Genomic DNA, 17,289 nt, shown 5'->3' on the forward strand with positions numbered 1-17,289 from the left:
CATGTTCAGATAATAAAATACAGAGCGGGTTCACGCTGATGCTTTTCGTCAGACCTGCTTTTTTAAGATGCTTGCCTTCGAAGAATCAAAATACAGAACCGATAGTTCAACGCCAACATATTAATCGCTTTCTCAAAGAGTTTAAACTGTAATTAACGTAAGACCCTTAAACAAAAGTAAAGTTACTCTTTTTTTTACACTCTTCGCTCAAAATGTCAAAAAGGTGCCTCATCTGATGATGTTCAATAATTTAGTTACGTTATGGATAAACCGGGCTTTCACGCCGCTTTTCCAGCGGAATCGCTTCGCTAATCACGGAGCTGCTTTGTTCCGAGAGGCAGTCACCGTGCATACTTCTCCAGATAAAGCTGGATATGTCCATGAGGCCACCATAATAGGGTTGTAAAGGACGCATAGCAAAATTACTAAAAAATAACCATCAGGCGGCTGATTTATTCAGACTATATGTAAGGTCATGAAATCAGATTAATTTATCACTTAATTAACGTTCTGGTTAAGGCGATCATCACCAGACGGGTTATGGCTTTGTTTTAAAAGCCTGGAGAGACAAACCCCAGTAAAGGGGGATAAAACAGTCAGAATCACGCGTGACCTGTATGACCCTGGATTGATTATTTACGGGCGTAATGACTTTTTAGCCGCCGTATGGGGCCAGAGAGGCTGTCCGCTAATCAAGGAAACCTGAGCCACATCATCCGGGTACCATATTGCCTTATGCGCCGATGAAGCGGTAAACAGTGCGATCTCAATTGCCCTCAATACTTACTCACAAGCAAGCTAAACTGTATAAGAGACGCTATTGTCAGCGTTATAAGGGGTTTTCAGGAGAGACTGGCGTGTTCAAAGGCAATAAAAAGTCATTACCGGTTCGCTACTGCAAAACGTGTAATAAACCGATGTCATGGCGAAAAAAGTGGGAACGATGCTGGGACGAGGTGTTGTATTGCTCGGAACGGTGCCGGCGGCAGCGTACTGATCGGCAAGAGGATGATACAGAAATAAAACCTGAACCTGACCTCTGACGCTGACTAGAGCTGGCCAGGGATTGACCTGGCCTCAGTCAGGGGAATGGGACTATTGCTGTACCTCGATCTGTTGCCAGCCTCTTTTAAACATACAATCTTTAACCAGTATCTCTCGCTGGCTTTCATTGGCGTCGCTGGTGGAGTAATCGGTGTCAGTGGTTTTATATTTACTGTCTTTTGAGGTGTATTTACCGCTAACAACATTGTCAGGGGGTAAATCCCGCAGTGCCTGGGCCCGACAGGCTGTTTCCGCTATTGTTTCCTGCTGTTCAGATGCATCAGGCTTGACCCATTTATACTGCACACATCCGGTCAGACAGAGAGTAAATAACATCAGCATAAGAGGTTTCATAATCTGTTTCTCAGTGCTCCCCGCCTGAGTTGAGACGAGTGATTGAGTAAGGAAACCGATCGGCAGGGTTTCCTCACCACAAAAAAAGGGAAGAGTCATCCGACGTTAAAATGTCAGGCCGCCACCGATATAGGGACCATCGATCAGGGTATGACCCGGACGTCCATCTTTGCCATCAACACCCGCATAGCGATAGCCCACTTTTAAAACCAGTGGATCCACAGGTGACCAGCTGACACCGCCATTGGCCTCAACGAAATTCTTAACGCTGTTGGTCAGCTGTTCCGGGGCGGAATAACCTTCTCCATACAACGCAAAATTAGCGGGCAGATTGATTTTCACACCGCCGCCAACAGGAAACGCAACGCCGTTATCTCCTTTTTTGCCGCCGATGTAAGCGGCTTTAACGCCAGCCGTCAGCATCACAGGTCCAATTTCAAGGTTATAACCGGTACCCGCCTGACCAATCTGAACACCATCCGCCGTATTTTTGATCCACTGACCATCAACATAAAGCCCGCCGGATGAACGGCCGATTTCTGCGTCCAGCACCGAGGTGTTTTTACTTTGTTCGGCATTCAGGCCAATGGCCATGGCAGAGGAGGATGCACACAATAATAAGCCAAAGCCAATTACAGAAATTTTCATTGCTCAGTTTTCCCACAGAATCAGATTTTCAGGATAATGATTAAGATTGCTATTAAAGCAGGTTTACTTTTGCACAATCTCTTTAACATCGTGCTGTTGTAACTGATGCATGTTTCCATCCGTGTCTTTATAAGAGATCATGCCTGTTTCTTTATCTTTTGCGGGTTTGCCATGAGTCGTAATCATGTGCCCATCGTTGGTGGAGATCACATAATTGCTTGAGCAGGCGGAAAGGGACATAACAGAAGTTATCATCGCAATAGCAAAAGCGAATTTCTTGCCAGAATTAAAAGATGTCATTTTACTTTCCTGTCGTTTCTTTTTAAGAAGATGCGGCATTATTCGCTGTGATTGTTAAACGACATGCTAACAATCCGGCTGTTTGCCTCTTTATCAGGATGATAATGATCTGGATCAATATCATGGGTTGCTCAGGAGTATGCAACCATGGCGGGTATTGATTGTTTTGCGACCAGTACTTGCGGAAGCGAAGGCAGAAGGTTGTACTGAGAGAATCAGGAAGAAAACCAGCAAGGTAGAGGAAAAGAAACTTAAGCTCGAATCCGCAAAAATGAATCTGAAAGAAGGACAGGCTGATGCTCAAAGACTGAATTAAACTGATTTACTCGTAGGCTCACGCTGGCGAATCTCCGAACATCGGTAAATTCCGCATGTTCCTTTATCTCTTGTCAGTTTGGGTGGGCATCAGGCTATCACCACTCTCCTCTTCTTTTTATGCATTTTCAGACAGTATCAGGCAACATTCTTACCCTTTTAATGCCAGAAAGGGCTGCATTCCGAATGGGAGCCGTTGTCGATACACTGCATACTCAGCGTTACTGGGTTCTGTTAATATCATCGGGAACCAGGCATAAAAAAAACCACTCAGTTGAGTGGTTGTAAAAAGAAAAAAATAGTTAATGAGCAAAACTGCGATACATAATGTTTTAATACTGGGATATATCTATGCCAGGAAATAATATCCGTTAACAGACATGTTAGCTATGGGATTTATATGAAATGATGCAAAGTGAAAGCGTAACAATGACCATAATACACTGAATGTTAAAAATTCACCACTCACGTAACTGTTTATCGATTAATTTATTTTTTTAACAACATGGATTAAACTTTGATTGTTTTTCTGATGCGGATTTATCGTGCTCATCATGCTCATTACATTTTTAAAACACATGGAGGTAATCACTTTTCTTAAGATCCCGTTAAGATCTGCATCGTAAATTAGCCCGACAATTTTAACGGAGATAAATATGAAAAAGATTCTTTTAGCAGCATTGTTTGCCGGTATGAGTTTTGGAGTTTCTGCACAGGAAGGTTTTGTTAATCCAGCAGGGCAGGGGTATTCTCAGGGCGGATTTAAAGGTCCGACACCCGGCGTCTCTTCTGTCGCTCAGGTTAAGACGCTGCGTGATGACGCATGGGTCGTGCTGGAAGGTAACATCATCAGACAAGTGGGGCATGAACTTTATGAGTTCAAAGATGCTACCGGAACGATTAATGTCGATATTGATGACAAGCGCTGGATGGGACAATCGTTATCACCGAGTGATAAAGTCCGTCTTGAAGGTGAAGTTGATAAAGACTGGAACAGTGTTGAGATTGATGTAAAAACGGTTCGGGTTCTTAAGTAATTTTTATTCGCTCATCATCTGGCGGTGGCCTGAAAATCAGGGCACTGCCATTGTGAAAATGATCCTTCCAGGACGCCTTTCTTTCATTACAGCGGCCGCAAATTAGTTACAACACCCTATTTGAGCAGATTATGTTACCGGCGCTATCCTGTCAGATTGGTTTTTTTAATTAAACCTGAACGGAGCCGTTCTGTGAATCCGAGTGCTCATTGACCAGCCGCCCCGCACGGCCCGAAGGGCCGTAATAGTTATTTACGGTACATTGAATGATGTAACTAAATGTAGAGTGCGGGAATGATTCAACATTCTCCATATCCGCCTTTAACTGTTGAACGCGCGCCTCGAAGAACCCCCATTTAATGCGCTGTTGACCTGCCGTTGACCCTGACGGCAGTTTTCTTCTGCCTGCCTGATGCCAGATCAAAAACCGAAACGAGTATCATTTATAGAATGAGTGCTTCTTACTTTTAGGCAGGGCGTGATATGGCAATGAATATGGGCAGCACCTACCGGATCCTTGGCTATCAGCCATCGGTAAATTCCGCCTGGCGCCAGAAATTACTGACAATGGGCATGCTTCCCGGCGCAGTTATTGAGGTCATTCGCGTGGCGCCAATGGGCGATCCGGTGCAGATCTCTACCCGCCGTGTCAGCCTGGCGGTGCGGCAGCGTGACCTGGACGACATCATCCTGGAGGAAATCGTCTGATGAAGAAGATAACCATCGGGCTGATTGGTAATCCTAATACCGGCAAAACCACGCTGTTTAACCAGCTCACCGGTGCCCGACAGCGGGTCGGGAACTGGGCTGGCGTCACAGTTGAGCGCAAAGAGGGTCAATTTTTTACCGCGCAGTCAGATGTCAGGCTTATTGATCTGCCAGGCACCCGATCGCTGACAACGCTATCTGCTGAAAGTTCGATAGATGAGAGCATCGCCTGCCAGTATCTCTATCAGGATCACGCCGATGTGGTGATTAACGTCGTCGATGCCTCCAGTCTGGAAAGTAATCTGTTCCTGACCTTTCAGCTGCTGGAACTGGGCGTACCCTGCATTGTCGCCCTGAACATGCAGGATATTGCCGCCAGCCAGAACATCACTATTGATGTCGCAGCACTGTCAGCTCATCTGGGATGTCCGGTCATTTCACTGACCTCAACCAAAGGTGATGGCATTGCCCAGCTCAAAGCGCTGATTGACCAGCCCCATATTTACCGCGCAACTGAACGGGTACGTTATCCGGCCGCGATTGAAACGGCCATTGAGCAGCTCTGCCAACAGATGCCCGCCGCCATAGCCCCACAAAAACGCTATTGGCTGGCCTTGCAACTGCTGGAAGGGGATATCAACAGTCAGAAACTTTGTCCGGCACTGGTTCCGCATTTGCCCGAGATTATGCAGCAGGCCGGAGGAGAGACCGGCGTACAGATTGCCGATTACCGCTATCGCACCATCAATGCGCTTTGCGCGGCAGTGAGTAACATTCATCAAGCAATGCCCGCCGGTCTGACCCGCAGGATCGATAAAATTGTGCTGAACCGCTGGCTGGGCATTCCGATATTCCTGGCAGTGATGTATGTAATGTTCGTGCTTTCAATTAACATTGGTGCTGCGCTACAGCCACTGTTCGACAGCAGTTCGGTGGCGATATTCATTCATGGTGCGCAATGGCTGGGCTATGTCTGCCACTTCCCTGACTGGCTGACGGTTTTCCTGGCGCAGGGTATCGGTGCCGGTATCAATACCGTGCTGCCGATCATTCCGCAGATTGGCCTGATGTTCCTGTTCCTCGCTTTCCTTGAAGACTCCGGCTACATGGCGCGCGCCGCTTTTGTGATGGATCGTCTGATGCAGTCACTGGGCCTGCCGGGAAAATCCTTTGTGCCGCTGATTGTCGGCTTTGGCTGTAATGTCCCGTCGGTCATGGGGACACGGACGCTGGATACACCGCGTGAGCGTCTGCTGACGGTGTTGATTGCGCCTTTTATGTCATGTGGCGCACGGCTGGCGATTTTTTCGGTTTTCGCTGCGGCATTCTTTAACACCCACAGTTCCAGCCTGGTTTTCTCCCTCTATCTGCTGGGCATTGTGGTGGCCATCGCGACCGGGCTGGTGCTTAAGCATACCCTGCTGGGCGGAGAAGCCTCGCCGTTTATCATGGAGTTGCCGGTCTATCACCGGCCTCACCTCAAAAGCCTGCTGTTGCAGACCTGGCAACGGCTGAAAATGTTTGTGGTGCGAGCCGGACAGGTGATTATCCTGGTGAGCATGCTGATTGGCGTACTGAGCAGTTTTGCCTTTAATGGCCAGATGGTTAATGACATTAACCACTCTGCGCTGGCGGCGACCAGCAAAGCAATCACCCCCGTGCTGTTGCCGATTGGTGTCACTCAGGATAACTGGCAGGCAACAGTGGGGCTGGTGAGCGGCATCATGGCGAAAGAGGTCGTGGTCGGCACGCTCAACAGCCTTTACACCACAGAGGCAATCCAGAGTAGTCCATTTGATCCGCAGGCTTTTGACCTGCCTGGTGAGCTTAAAGAGGCGCTGACAGAGACCTGGGCGGGGTTAACGGCTGCCTTCAGAATTGATGCGCTGGCCCATCCCATCGATGCCAGTAAAGGCGATGGTGAGATGGCGACTGGTTCGATGGGCGTGATGTCAGCCAAATTTGGCAGTGGCTTTGCCGCTTACAGTTACTTAATTTTTGTCCTGCTTTATGTTCCCTGCGTCTCGGTCATGGGGGCTATTGCGCGGGAAGCCGGTAAAAAATGGATGATGTTCTCCTTCTTCTGGGGACTCAATATTGCCTACGCCACCGCCACGCTGTTTTACCAGACCGTCACTTTTGCCGACCATCCTGCATTTAGTGCGACCTGCCTGATAATTGTGCTGGTGCTGAACGGAATCATCCTGCTGGCATTGCGAAAAGCGGGAAGCCGGGTGCAGTCAATACCGGTCATGCTCAGGGAGGAAAAGGGGAGTTGCAGCGGCTGCCACGGCGGCTGTGATAAGCAGAAAGGCTTTGCCCGGTAAAAATAAGTACTGATGACATTCACTCTTTCCGCTGCCGGCGATTCCTGGCCGCAGCGGACAGGTGAGGATTGCCCTGTTGATTGTTCTTACGAATTTGAAGCCAGAATGGTGGGATGATTAGCGTATGAGCAGTGACAAAGGCAGCATGACAATTAACCCCGCCAGAAGCATTATCCTTCCCGCTAAGGCGGATACTTACCAAAGCAGGTCTGACCATGCACTGCAGCATGCCCTTATTATGGATAGCAGCTCCTGTTTTGCAGACAGATTCGCAGCATGCGGTATGGCAGTAAGGATAAATCAATTAAATCAGCCGGATGAACGCTGTGGATGCTCGACGCAGCGTTTATCCGTACCGGCTTACACACAGGCTGTCCACTTTTTCTGTGGATAACTTCAGCCTGAAAAAGGGGCTTTATTCTCTTTTCAGGAGCCATCAGCCAGGATAATCAGGGTCACTATATTGCTCCATAAACTCCACCATGGCACCTTTGTGTGCATCCACATGGCGGATATAGCGCATCAGTGTTTCTGGTTTTTTCCACGTGCCTTCCTGCATGATCCTGGCAATCGGATAGCCTTTATCTGCCATATCCTGCGCAGCACCCACCCTGGCGCTGTGGCCACTCCAGCCGGTGTAGCGATTTTTGTTGGCCTTTACTGCGCCCTCTTTTCCGGCAGTGCGCCATGCCCGACTAAAAATCTGTTCCAGTGCCCTTGTGCTCATCGGCTTTTCGGCAATCAGTGGCCGGCCAGACCGATGTACTGCAGTAAACAGCCAGGCATCAGGCTGGCTGGATAGCCCGGACGCTTCAATCCACTCTTCCAGTCGCTGAGTTGAACGGGCGCTGAGCGCCTTAATCAATCCGCCGGTCTGCACAATAGTTTTTGTCCATGCCACATCCAGAATGATGCGACCATCACCGGCACGCATCACATCCCGCACCCGCAAACGCGACAGTTCACTGATACGCAATAGCGTTGCATAAGCCACATGTAAAAAAGCCAGATCGCGAAGCGCCTGAAGGTTATCAGAACCTGACCATTCTTTATCCAGCGCCAGCAGGTCACTCAGCCTGAAGGGCACAGCCTGGCCTGCACGCTCTCCGTTGATCACCGCCACACGATTTATCTTTTTCATCGTCCGGAAAACCAGCGGAGAGACATTGGGCACCGGCAACCCGGCGTTACGGTGTAACATCGAAATTAACGCCGCGTGTGAAGTGACGGTTGAGGAGGCCCGGCCGCTTTCAGCCAGAAAAGAGAGATAGTCACGCAAATCGTCTGCACTCATCGGCAGGAAGCTGCGCTGGTTATCTTCCGACCAGCGATTGCAGATTCGCATCACGCTAAGCAGCTGTCGCCAGGTGTTAGGTGAGAAAGCCTCTTTATCCTGAACGAACTGCCGGAGCCGCTCGGTGATATCGCTATTCCGGTCAACCGTCAGAGAGGTTAACGGTACTAACTCACTCATATTTGCTCACTTATCAACCAAAAACGCCGATGATCGCGCTACGTTAATTCTGAGAACTAAGCAGGGGGATAACCGGGCAGAATTTACGTAGCGTTGTCATTTTCAGGACGAACTCTACTGCTATCCATCTTAACCCGGCACCTTCCCTATGTCATGACTTCGTATAAGAACTATTATAAGAAGTTAGTATGGCGTAACCGATCCCGTCTGGCTTTTAACGGATTGACGCTCATCGCAGTCAGTCAGGGAAGGTATAGGTCACACGCTTTATCGGTAGCTGAACGTAACTCACTGCGAGTTGTTTAAGTGAAACCACGATGCAAAAAAATGTCTCAAACTAAGGCGCGTTTAAACCAGGGTATGAACGATTTAATCATTATTTAAATAAATCAGCGCATCACGATGCTTTATTTTTCCAGCGCAATAATGAACAGGAGCATCAAAATAGAGATGTTGAAAAATGGCAGACGACGTTAATTAGTTAGTCAGTTAAATTAATAACTCATAAAAAGATTCCATATAACACTGCTCAAAGGCAATACCCTTTGAAAGTTTTTATAGAGTACATAAATTAAACACTACTTCCCGATATTACGTTCATAGCTCTGAACAGGCGACATGTCATTTACGCTACCAAAAGAGATCCAGGCATTAACCCTCAGAACAAAAAACTAAATACCAGCTTATCGCCGATTTAAATACCAGACAGCACTTCCTTTCATTTATCTTGTTCCCCTGCATATCAAAAGCGTCGATAAGTATATGCATCAGCTTTTTAATCGAATAAAGCGGCTAATGTATATATCGCAGCAGTCTTATTCTGGCTGATCAGCCGGATTAAAACGTATTAACGAGTTATACACATTTTATGGCGGCGTCTGGAAGAACGCACAGAACGTCGGCTTCACCCAGGGTAAATATGAGGATGTTTTCATGAAAAAAACGTTATTATCGCTGTGCCTTTTAGGTCTCTCCTGCGCCCCAGTTGTTACGCAGGCACAACAGTCTGTGACCTGTGTCAGAGCCTCAGAGCAGGATGTGGCCAACCTGTTTGACGCCTGGAATGACTCTCTGGCAACCGGTGATGCAACAAAAGTCTCTGAATTATATGTCAGCGATGCCGTTTTGCTGCCGACCATTTCAAATCAGGTACGTCTGACCGATCAGGAACGTATCAATTATTTTAAAGATTTCCTGAAAAAAGGGCCGAGCGGTAAAATTGATTCCCGGACTATCAGAATTGGTTGTAATAAAGCGATTGATACCGGCGTTTATACATTTACTTTTAAAGATAACACGCACGTCACAGCACGTTACACCTTCACTTATGTCTGGGATGGTAAGGGCTGGAAAATCTCAACCCATCACTCTTCAGCTATGCCAGAGCCTGTAAGCAAGCCTTAACAGACGCACTGATGAAAAAAGAGCCAGCGTCATGATGTGATACTGGCTCTTTTCCCTTTGCGCGAAAATAAACGCTCGGGCTTGAAGATAATAACGCCTGGCTCATACTTAAGAAATGGCAATTAATATTCTTCGCATTTAGCGTGCCTCTTTCCTGTATCACGGACAGTATAAGTGCTATTAAATGGCCAGTGTCAGTTTCCCATCCGAATAAAATGAAATCTGTCGGTTTGGTGCTTCCATTGCAGGCTGATCATTTCCCAAACGCAAATATCTGCCCATGAAACAGCGGTTTTATATTCCATTTCCATTGCCTATCTGCCAGATAAAGGTTGGATCGGTGCCGTTCACCTCCCAGTCACCCACATTACGTAGCTTGTAGATCACCGGATTGTGCGACGACACCGTTCGTGCATTACGCCAGTGCCGGTCAAGTGCCTTGCTGACTCGGGTATCAGATGCACCCAGCGCATTGAAGAATTCTGTTGCCGCACGCGTCACCAGCTCAACGGCCACCGCCTGTGCCTGAGCGGACTCTACTTCGGCCAGCACGTTTGCCGCATGAAGCTGTGCCTCATCTGCGCCACTCAGTTGCAGCTCAAATGCTTGCTGCAACGAGTGGGTCGCCCGGTCGACGGCGGCTTCGGCTGCCCATGCCCAGCTGCTTATCTGACCGACCACCTGCAACACCTGAACATCCTGCTTCACCTGCGGCGCATTACCGTGGCTGTAAATACGCTTACGCTGCGCCACGCCCTGAGCAGCATCGCGCACCACCGCCCGCCCGATGCCCGCCAGCGTGGCCAGTAAGACATGCTGATAGAATGCCGTCTGATAGCGGAAACGCTCACTGAAATCATAGACATGGGGCAGTTCAACCCGGGCCTGATGAAAGCGCGTCGTACCACTGCCGGTCAGTCGCTGCCCGAAGCCATCCCAGTCATCATCGCGCTCCACCTCATTCTGGTGGGTGTTCACCAGTGCAATCACGTCACGACCGTTATCTGCGCGCTGAGCATAGACATCAATCCAGTCTGCATAGAGCGTGCCGGTGCTGTAGAACTTCTCACCGCTGATCCGCCATCCCCCCTCATCGGGAGAAACCTGAGTGTTGACCTCACCCAGCTTAACCGCGCCGATCTCGCTCCAGCCGCTGCCCACCAGCTCACCGTCCACAAAGCGGCGGAACCAGCGACGCCGATCCTCACTGGCTGGCTGGTTCAGGCGATCCTCAATAAATGCGAAGTGCGCACGCAGCGCCTGTGGCAGGTTCGAATCTGCCTCAGCCAGTTCGGTCAGCAGAGCAAATAGCTGCGGCAGCGAAACCCCAAAGCCGCCTTCTTCTTTAGGGATACGCAGGGTGCCAAAGCGCGCCGCTTTCAGCCAGCGAATCGGTTCATACAACAGTGTGCGTTCGGTTTCACGGGCACTTGCCCCCTCAGCGATGCGGGCGAACAGCGGCCTGAAATGCTGAACCAGTTCGTCAAATTCGGTACGATTTAATTCAGACATGATCCTCTCCTGAGTCGGGTTGTTCATCGATGTCCTGTCGGGTCGGTTCAAAACGAATGATTAACAGGAAAATAATCGGGATAAGGGCGGCCAGCGAGAAAATCCAGAACATATTGGTGCCGTAACGCGCCTGCAAAATTGGCAGAATAAACAGCGCCAGCGCGCTGCCCACACCGGAGAGCGAACGACTAAAGCCGACACCGGTGGCGCGTATGTGGGTCGGGTAGGAGAGCGCCGGATAGATCATCAACTGCGCGCCGGGTCCGAATCCCTCTGCAAAGAGCCACAAACCCAGCATCAGCACCGCAAACACCACGCCAGCTGTCGCCTGGGGATGACCAATCAATGCCAGCGAAATCAGCGCGATAAACTGCAGCGCAAATCCGGCGATTGCGACATGCCGTGAGGGAAATTTCCACGCCAGTCGCATCCCCAACAGCCCGCCGGTAAAGGCGAACAACGCATTCAGTCCCAGCGAGGCAGAGATAGTTTCAAATACGCCCGCGCCGAGAAATTGCGCCAGGATAGAGGGCAGGAAGAAAGCGATGGCGGTGTATTCAAACGAAATACAGACGTTCATCACCGCACTGACGACCGTTCGCTCCAGATAAGGCTTCTGAAACAGTACGCGGAAATGCACTTTCGGCGTCGCTTTCACCGCATCGGTTTGAGCGGGCGGCTCCTCATGCGCAACAATGCCGTAAGAGTCACGCAGAATACGCACCGCACCGCTCAGGTCGCCCTGATTCGCCGCCCACAGCGGTGACTCATTCATAAACTTACTGCGCACCGCAATAATCAGCAGCGCCGGTACGGCGCCAAACAGCAGCGAGGCGCGCCACAGCCAGTCGATATGTTCGGCGGGCAGCAGGAAATAGAGCGCAAAAATAATAAAGAAGCAGGCCGACGAAGCGGCATACCACATCGGGCACCAGGCTGCGAGGCGCGATGCTTTATTGCCCTTGCCGGAGAACTTAGAGAATTCTGCCAGATAGGCCATGGCAACCGGCAGATCGATCCCGACGCCGACGCCCATCAGAAAACGGGCACCAATCAACACCCAGACGTTGGGGGCCAGACCTGCCGCAATGGCGGAGACGACAAAAAACAGCATGTCCGCCATAAACACTGAGTAACGGCCATATTTATCGGTCAGCCAGCCGCCGACCAGATTACCCACAATGGTGCCGATCATGATTGACGACGTCACCAGGCCCGTGAGTACCGGGGTTAAACCAAACTCCTTCACCACATCATCAATGCCGTAGGAGAGGGTAGTGAGATCGTAGGCATCAAGAAACACGCCGCCCAGCGCCAGGAAAACAATCCAGCGCGCATAGCTGTTTTTTTCGGTGTTACTGTTAATCAGCCGGGCCACATCACTCACCGATCGAACCGGTTGAGAGTGAGGCGGTGGCGCAGTTAAGGTGTTGTCAATTTCTAATGTACTCATCGTATCCTCGTTATTATATTCAGCAGGTAACGAAGGTTTTATATGAATTACTGGCATAGTTAACAACCAACAAAATCAGATAACTATTATAATTAATTCAATAAGATAGGATTATATTTCACCCACACCAGACCCCGCATGAAATATAAAATTCATCCGGTAGCGTTCAGCGAAATGTTGTTTTTTATACTGCTGAAACGGGTGAAGTTTCAGCAGTATATGGCAGACCTGTTTAGCAACGGTTAACAGCAATGACCGGTCCGGTAATGCCTGTCATCAACCGGCGACAAGACGTACTCTTATCTCTTTGCACTTTGCTATGCGCCGGTTATTCATGCCGGACAGCCAGCCGTCTCTGTTATGAAACTTCCACCCTTGCTGCTCGCTGTTCCACATCAGCACTCCGGCGATAACCGGCACCCGGATGCGGCAACGCCAGCCGTGGCCCCTGGCCAAATAACTTTTCACGCAGCGTACCGGGCTGATACTCCTGCTTGTAGACGCCACGCTTTTGCAGTTCAGGCACCAGCAGTTCCACCACGTCAGTAAAGGTTTCGTGCGTCACGGCGTAGGCGAGGTTAAAACCATCGACATCTGTCTCTTCGACCCAGCTTTGCAGCTCATCGGCCACCGTTTCGGCGCTGCCCACCAGCAGCGGACCAAATCCGCCAATGCCCACCCAGTCTGCCAGGCCCTGCACCGTCCACTGGCGGTTGGGATCGGCAGTGGAGAATGTCTCAACCGCCGACTGAATCGCATTGGTGTGCAGATGTTTCAGTACCTGATCCGGCTGATACTGCCCGAAATCAATGCCGGTCCAGCCTGAGATCAGCGCCAGCGCGCCTTCGTAACTGACATAGCGTTTGTACTCCTGCCATTTGGCCTGCGCCGCCAGGTCGGTTTCACCCACAATGACTGTCTGCAGGTTGAAGATCAGTATGGAGCGGGGATCGCGTCCCGCTTCAGCGGCTCTCCGGCGAATATCCGCCACGGTTTTCTTCAGCAGCACTTTTGAAGGGGCCGCTACGAACACGCATTCGGCATGCTCCGCCGCAAACGCTTTACCGCGGCTGGAGGCGCCTGCCTGGTAAAGTACCGGCGTGCGCTGCGGCGAAGGTTCGCACAGATGGATGCCGGGCACCTGGAAGAATTTACCCTGATGATTAATCGGATGGATTTTATTCGGGTCGCTGAAAATATGGCGTTCACGATCGCGCAGGACCGCGCCATCTTCCCAGCTTCCCTCCAGCAGCTTATAGATAACCTGCAGATATTCATCGGCATAGTCGTAGCGCGCATCGTGGTCGGTCTGAGCCTGATGTCCGATATTACGCGCACCGCTTTCCAGATAGGAGGTTACAATATTCCAGCCAATGCGGCCTTTGGTCAGATGATCCAGCGTCGAGATCCGCCGCGCAAACGGGTAGGGGTGTTCAAACGACAGTGAGGCGGTCAGGCCAAAGCCCAGATGTTCCGTCACCAGCGCCATTGGCGTGATTAACGCCAGCGGATCGTTTACCGGCACCTGCGTGGCGTGCCGAATCGCGGCCTGGTTATTGCCATTGAGCACGTCGTATACCCCAAGCACATCAGCAATAAACAGTCCATCAAACCTGCCGCGCTCCAGCAGGCGTGCTAAGTCGGTCCAGTACTCCAGATCTTTGTACTGCCAGGAACGATCCCGGGGATGCGCCCATAAGCCGGGCGATTGATGACCGACACAGTTCATATCGAAAGCATTCAGGCGAATTTCACGTTGCGATGACATAGCGACTCCTGGGCGGATGCGGCAATCGCTTGCCGCCCACCTTTTAGTGATTGTTCCGGAAGGGTGATTCAGTAGATGAGTGAGCCGGGACATCGCTCGCTGAGGGGCAGCGGCGTGGTGGAGAGTAGCTGCCGTGCTACGGACTCAGCGTGTTCTGCAACCTGCGGTAATCCCATGAGTTCGCCAAAGCGACCACGCGCGGCAGGCCCGGCTACATAGAGATGAGGATTGGCATCACCCTGCGCATTCAGCGTCTGTGACAGCGCGTTAACCTGGATGCCCAGCGCCAGCGGGTCGGGCTGAATCACGCCGTCGCCGTGGAGCTGGCGCAGCAGCGCGTTACTTTTAAGCAGTGCGTTGTGCGCTGGCCCGGTGGTGACAATCACTTTATCCACCCCCCGGATTTCTGATTGCGCTCCACGCCGGCGCAGCGTCAGCTGAAGATTGTTTCCCATCGCTTCCGCGCCCATCAGCCGCGCCGCCAGCAGTGACAACTGACCGCTCGCCTGCTGCTGGTTGAGAATCTGACTTACCTGCGGGGCAATCCGGTAGCGGTGAACATCCCACCAGGGGCGAAGATGGTGCAGAAAACGCTGCTGCTCATGCAGTGAAAGGCTCTGCCAGATACGCTGGCCGTTACGGCGGATATCATCCAGCACCAGCTGCCAGGGCAGATTTAACGCGGCTGCCTGTTTTACCTCCTGACGCACCCGATGTAACCAGCCACGTGCGCTGGCGGGCTGTGGCTGACTGTAATCCAGGGTGTAGCTCTCATCGCTGCCGCTCAGGTTGGCTCGCGGCAGCTGTCCACGGCGTGAGAAGGCGGTAATCTCTCCGCGATGCTGCTGGCGATGCAGCGATGCCACCACATCGGACATGGTCAGCCCTGAACCGATAATCGCTACCCGATCGTCAGGTGCGACCTGTGCCAGCGCGCCATTCTGCCAGGGATTGGCAATCAACCCCGGATGCCCCTGTAAGGGCTTCAGCAGCGCAGGCAGGTCCGGCGGTGGATGGCTGATGGCCAGCACCACCTGATCGGCCCGGATCTTCTGCCCTGAGGCTGTGGTGACTACGCCATCCTGCAGCGCAACTGCGCTGTCACGCAGATGACTAAGTTTTACCGGCGAATGCTGCTGCTGATGCACAAACTGCGCATTGACCCAGCGACTAAACTCCCCGCGTTGCGGGTAGACATTGCCGTCACGCCACAACGCGTCCGGGTCGGCCTGAAAGGCGGGCGATGCGCGATAGTCGCGGTCAAATATGCCCTCCTCATCCCCAGCGAGCTGCATTCTGGCGGCTGGCACATTGATGCGGTGGGCCGGATCGGTGGTGCCGTATGCCACACCCTGAGCAAGCTGCGCTCGTGGTTCAATCACCGTCACATGCAACCCTGCCTGGCCAGCCCGGGCCAGATGGATCGCCAGCGCGGTGCCGGTAAAACCACCACCGATAATGACTATCTGCTGCTGTGACATAAGCGAACCTTCTCTTCTGTTAACTGGCGCTGGCCTGTTTATCAGGACGACGGTCGCCGCCAATGGTTTCACCAAAAGGACCGGTGTTCACGCTGCGCTGTCTCTTTTCGGCGTTGGCAGCCAGCGGTAACAGCGGCATCACCAGTTCAGCGAAGCGGTGCGCCTCTTCAAGGTGCGGATAGCCGGAGAAAATAAAGTTCTCGATCCCCAGCGCCTGATACTCCCGGATGCGATCGGCTACCTGCTGCGGACTCCCCACCAGCGCAGTACCCGCACCGCCGCGCACCAGGCCGACGCCTGCCCAGAGATTGGGACCAATGCGCAGGCTGTCTCGCGAGCCCTGATGCAGCGCGCTCATCCGCGCCTGTCCGGCTGAGTCCATGCGGGCAAAGATCTTCTGTGCGGCGGCAATGGTCTCTTCATCCAGATGAGAAATCAGCCGCTCGGCCGCCGCCCAGGCTTCCTCTTCGGTTTCACGGACAATGACATGCAACCGGATGCCGTAGGAGAGGCTACGGCCACTCTCCTGCGCCCGCTGACGAACCACCGCCAGTTTTTCCGCTACCTGTTCAACCGGCTCGCCCCACGTCAGATAAGTGTCGATCTGATTCGCCGCAACGTCGATAGCGGCATCAGACGAGCCACCAAAATAGAGTGGTGGGCCATTTTCCTGCACCGGCGGAAAGAGGATCTCAGCGCCTTCCACGCGGATGTGATCACCCGAAAAATCGACCTTCTCGCCTTTCAGCAGGCGGGAGTAGACCTCAAGAAACTCTCTGGTCACCTGATAGCGCTCTTCATGACTCAGAAAGATGCCGTCACCTTTGTTCTCCACCGGATCGCCACCCGTGACCACGTTAATCAGTAAACGTCCGCCAGAAAGCCGATCCAGCGTAGCCGCCATACGCGCCGCCAGGCTTGGCGGTTGCAGGCCAGGACGTACGGCCACTAAATAGCGCAGCTTTTTGGTGATCGGTGCCAGCGCAGAGGCGACCAGCCAGGAATCCTCGCAGCTCTTACCGGTCGGGATTAATACACCGTAGTAGCCCAGATTATCTGCTGCCAGCGCAACCTGCTGTAAATAGGGTAAATCGACTGCTCTGCCGCCTTCGGTGGTGCCAAGATAGCGCCCATCGCCATGGGTGGGCAGAAACCAGAAGAGGTTGAGGTTTTCCTGTGTCGCATGACTCATTAGCAGATTCCTTTATAACGATATTTGAATTTAATACATAGGCATAAATTCTTTAGTTATATAGCTGTTAGCAGGATGCGTGCCAGTCTGTTTATTAAAATTTATCTCATCTATTCAATAACATATTTATATTTCCTCTTGCTGAATATTGCTGCATTTGCGACAGGTAAAGTTACAGTCTGCTGCATTGGCAACAATCCGGTCCGGTTAGCCTCTCGTTTCCGCCTTAGCCACGCGGTATGGTCATGGCTTTCCAGTTAACCCGGTAAATG

14 protein-coding genes are annotated in these 17,289 nt (G+C 51.6%); 5 read left to right on the forward strand and 9 right to left on the reverse strand.

What is annotated here, in order from left to right:
- Window positions 1-857 precede the first annotated feature (857 nt).
- Window positions 858-1,043, forward strand: a complete 186-nt coding sequence (locus LC417_RS20660) for a DUF2256 domain-containing protein (protein WP_010671932.1) — start codon at window positions 858-860, stop codon at window positions 1,041-1,043.
- 52 nt (window positions 1,044-1,095) lie between these two features.
- Here the strand turns inward: LC417_RS20660 and LC417_RS20665 are convergent, their stop codons facing one another.
- The 3 genes from LC417_RS20665 to LC417_RS20675 form a co-directional block, all read right to left on the reverse strand.
- Entirely contained in the window at window positions 1,096-1,398 is a 303-nt protein-coding gene (locus tag LC417_RS20665) for a hypothetical protein (protein ID WP_010257059.1), read from the reverse strand.
- Window positions 1,399-1,503: 105 nt separating this feature from the next.
- A complete protein-coding gene (locus LC417_RS20670) occupies window positions 1,504-2,046 on the reverse strand; it encodes a YfaZ family outer membrane protein (protein WP_033770122.1) in 543 nt (180 codons plus the stop codon).
- A gap of 63 nt (window positions 2,047-2,109) precedes the next feature.
- Window positions 2,110-2,346 carry a YgdI/YgdR family lipoprotein gene (locus tag LC417_RS20675; RefSeq protein ID WP_010257065.1) on the reverse strand — a complete coding sequence of 79 codons (237 nt, stop codon included), beginning with the start codon at window positions 2,344-2,346 and terminating at the stop codon, window positions 2,110-2,112.
- A gap of 971 nt (window positions 2,347-3,317) precedes the next feature.
- Here LC417_RS20675 and LC417_RS20680 point away from each other — a divergent pair.
- The 3 genes from LC417_RS20680 (at window position 3,318) to feoB (ending at window position 6,733) form a co-directional block, all read left to right on the forward strand.
- Window positions 3,318-3,698 (forward strand): YgiW/YdeI family stress tolerance OB fold protein, encoded by a 381-nt coding sequence (locus LC417_RS20680; RefSeq protein WP_010671929.1) that lies wholly within the window; start codon window positions 3,318-3,320, stop codon window positions 3,696-3,698.
- 483 nt (window positions 3,699-4,181) lie between these two features.
- The gene (locus LC417_RS20685) at window positions 4,182-4,406 is read left to right on the forward strand and encodes a FeoA domain-containing protein (RefSeq protein ID WP_022624265.1); all 225 of its coding nucleotides are present in this window, start codon (window positions 4,182-4,184) and stop codon (window positions 4,404-4,406) included.
- A complete protein-coding gene (gene feoB / locus LC417_RS20690) occupies window positions 4,406-6,733 on the forward strand; it encodes a Fe(2+) transporter permease subunit FeoB (protein WP_033759957.1) in 2,328 nt (775 codons plus the stop codon). Before LC417_RS20685 ends, feoB begins: the two co-directional genes overlap by 1 nt.
- Window positions 6,734-7,169: 436 nt before the next feature.
- On the opposite strand, the gene LC417_RS20695 is transcribed toward feoB, so the two are convergent.
- Window positions 7,170-8,207 (reverse strand): tyrosine-type recombinase/integrase, encoded by a 1,038-nt coding sequence (locus tag LC417_RS20695; protein ID WP_223566304.1) that lies wholly within the window; start codon window positions 8,205-8,207, stop codon window positions 7,170-7,172.
- 933 nt (window positions 8,208-9,140) lie between these two features.
- On the opposite strand from LC417_RS20695, the gene LC417_RS20700 reads away from it, so the two are divergent.
- A complete protein-coding gene (locus LC417_RS20700; protein ID WP_192034267.1) occupies window positions 9,141-9,611 on the forward strand; it encodes an SgcJ/EcaC family oxidoreductase in 471 nt (156 codons plus the stop codon).
- Between the two features lie 294 nt (window positions 9,612-9,905).
- Here LC417_RS20700 and LC417_RS20705 read toward each other — a convergent pair whose 3' ends face one another.
- The 5 genes from LC417_RS20705 to ssuD all read right to left on the reverse strand — a co-directional run bounded on the left by LC417_RS20705 (window position 9,906) and on the right by ssuD (window position 17,017).
- The gene (locus LC417_RS20705) at window positions 9,906-11,123 is read right to left on the reverse strand and encodes a monooxygenase (protein WP_223566305.1); all 1,218 of its coding nucleotides are present in this window, start codon (window positions 11,121-11,123) and stop codon (window positions 9,906-9,908) included.
- Entirely contained in the window at window positions 11,116-12,576 is a 1,461-nt protein-coding gene (locus tag LC417_RS20710) for an MFS transporter (protein ID WP_223566306.1), read from the reverse strand. Before LC417_RS20710 ends, LC417_RS20705 begins: the two co-directional genes overlap by 8 nt.
- A 358-nt stretch (window positions 12,577-12,934) precedes the next feature.
- Window positions 12,935-14,344, reverse strand: a complete 1,410-nt coding sequence (locus tag LC417_RS20715; RefSeq protein ID WP_033759964.1) for an LLM class flavin-dependent oxidoreductase — start codon at window positions 14,342-14,344, stop codon at window positions 12,935-12,937.
- Between the two features lie 68 nt (window positions 14,345-14,412).
- A complete protein-coding gene (locus LC417_RS20720) occupies window positions 14,413-15,825 on the reverse strand; it encodes an FAD/NAD(P)-binding protein (RefSeq protein WP_223566307.1) in 1,413 nt (470 codons plus the stop codon).
- 19 nt (window positions 15,826-15,844) lie between these two features.
- Window positions 15,845-17,017, reverse strand: coding sequence for an FMNH2-dependent alkanesulfonate monooxygenase (gene ssuD / locus LC417_RS20725; protein WP_033759967.1), 1,173 nt, complete (start codon window positions 17,015-17,017; stop codon window positions 15,845-15,847).
- Window positions 17,018-17,289: the final 272 nt, after the last annotated feature.

This window comes from Pantoea sp. OVA07A (assembly GCF_019969975.1).
GTDB lineage: Bacteria > Pseudomonadota > Gammaproteobacteria > Enterobacterales > Enterobacteriaceae > Pantoea > Pantoea agglomerans.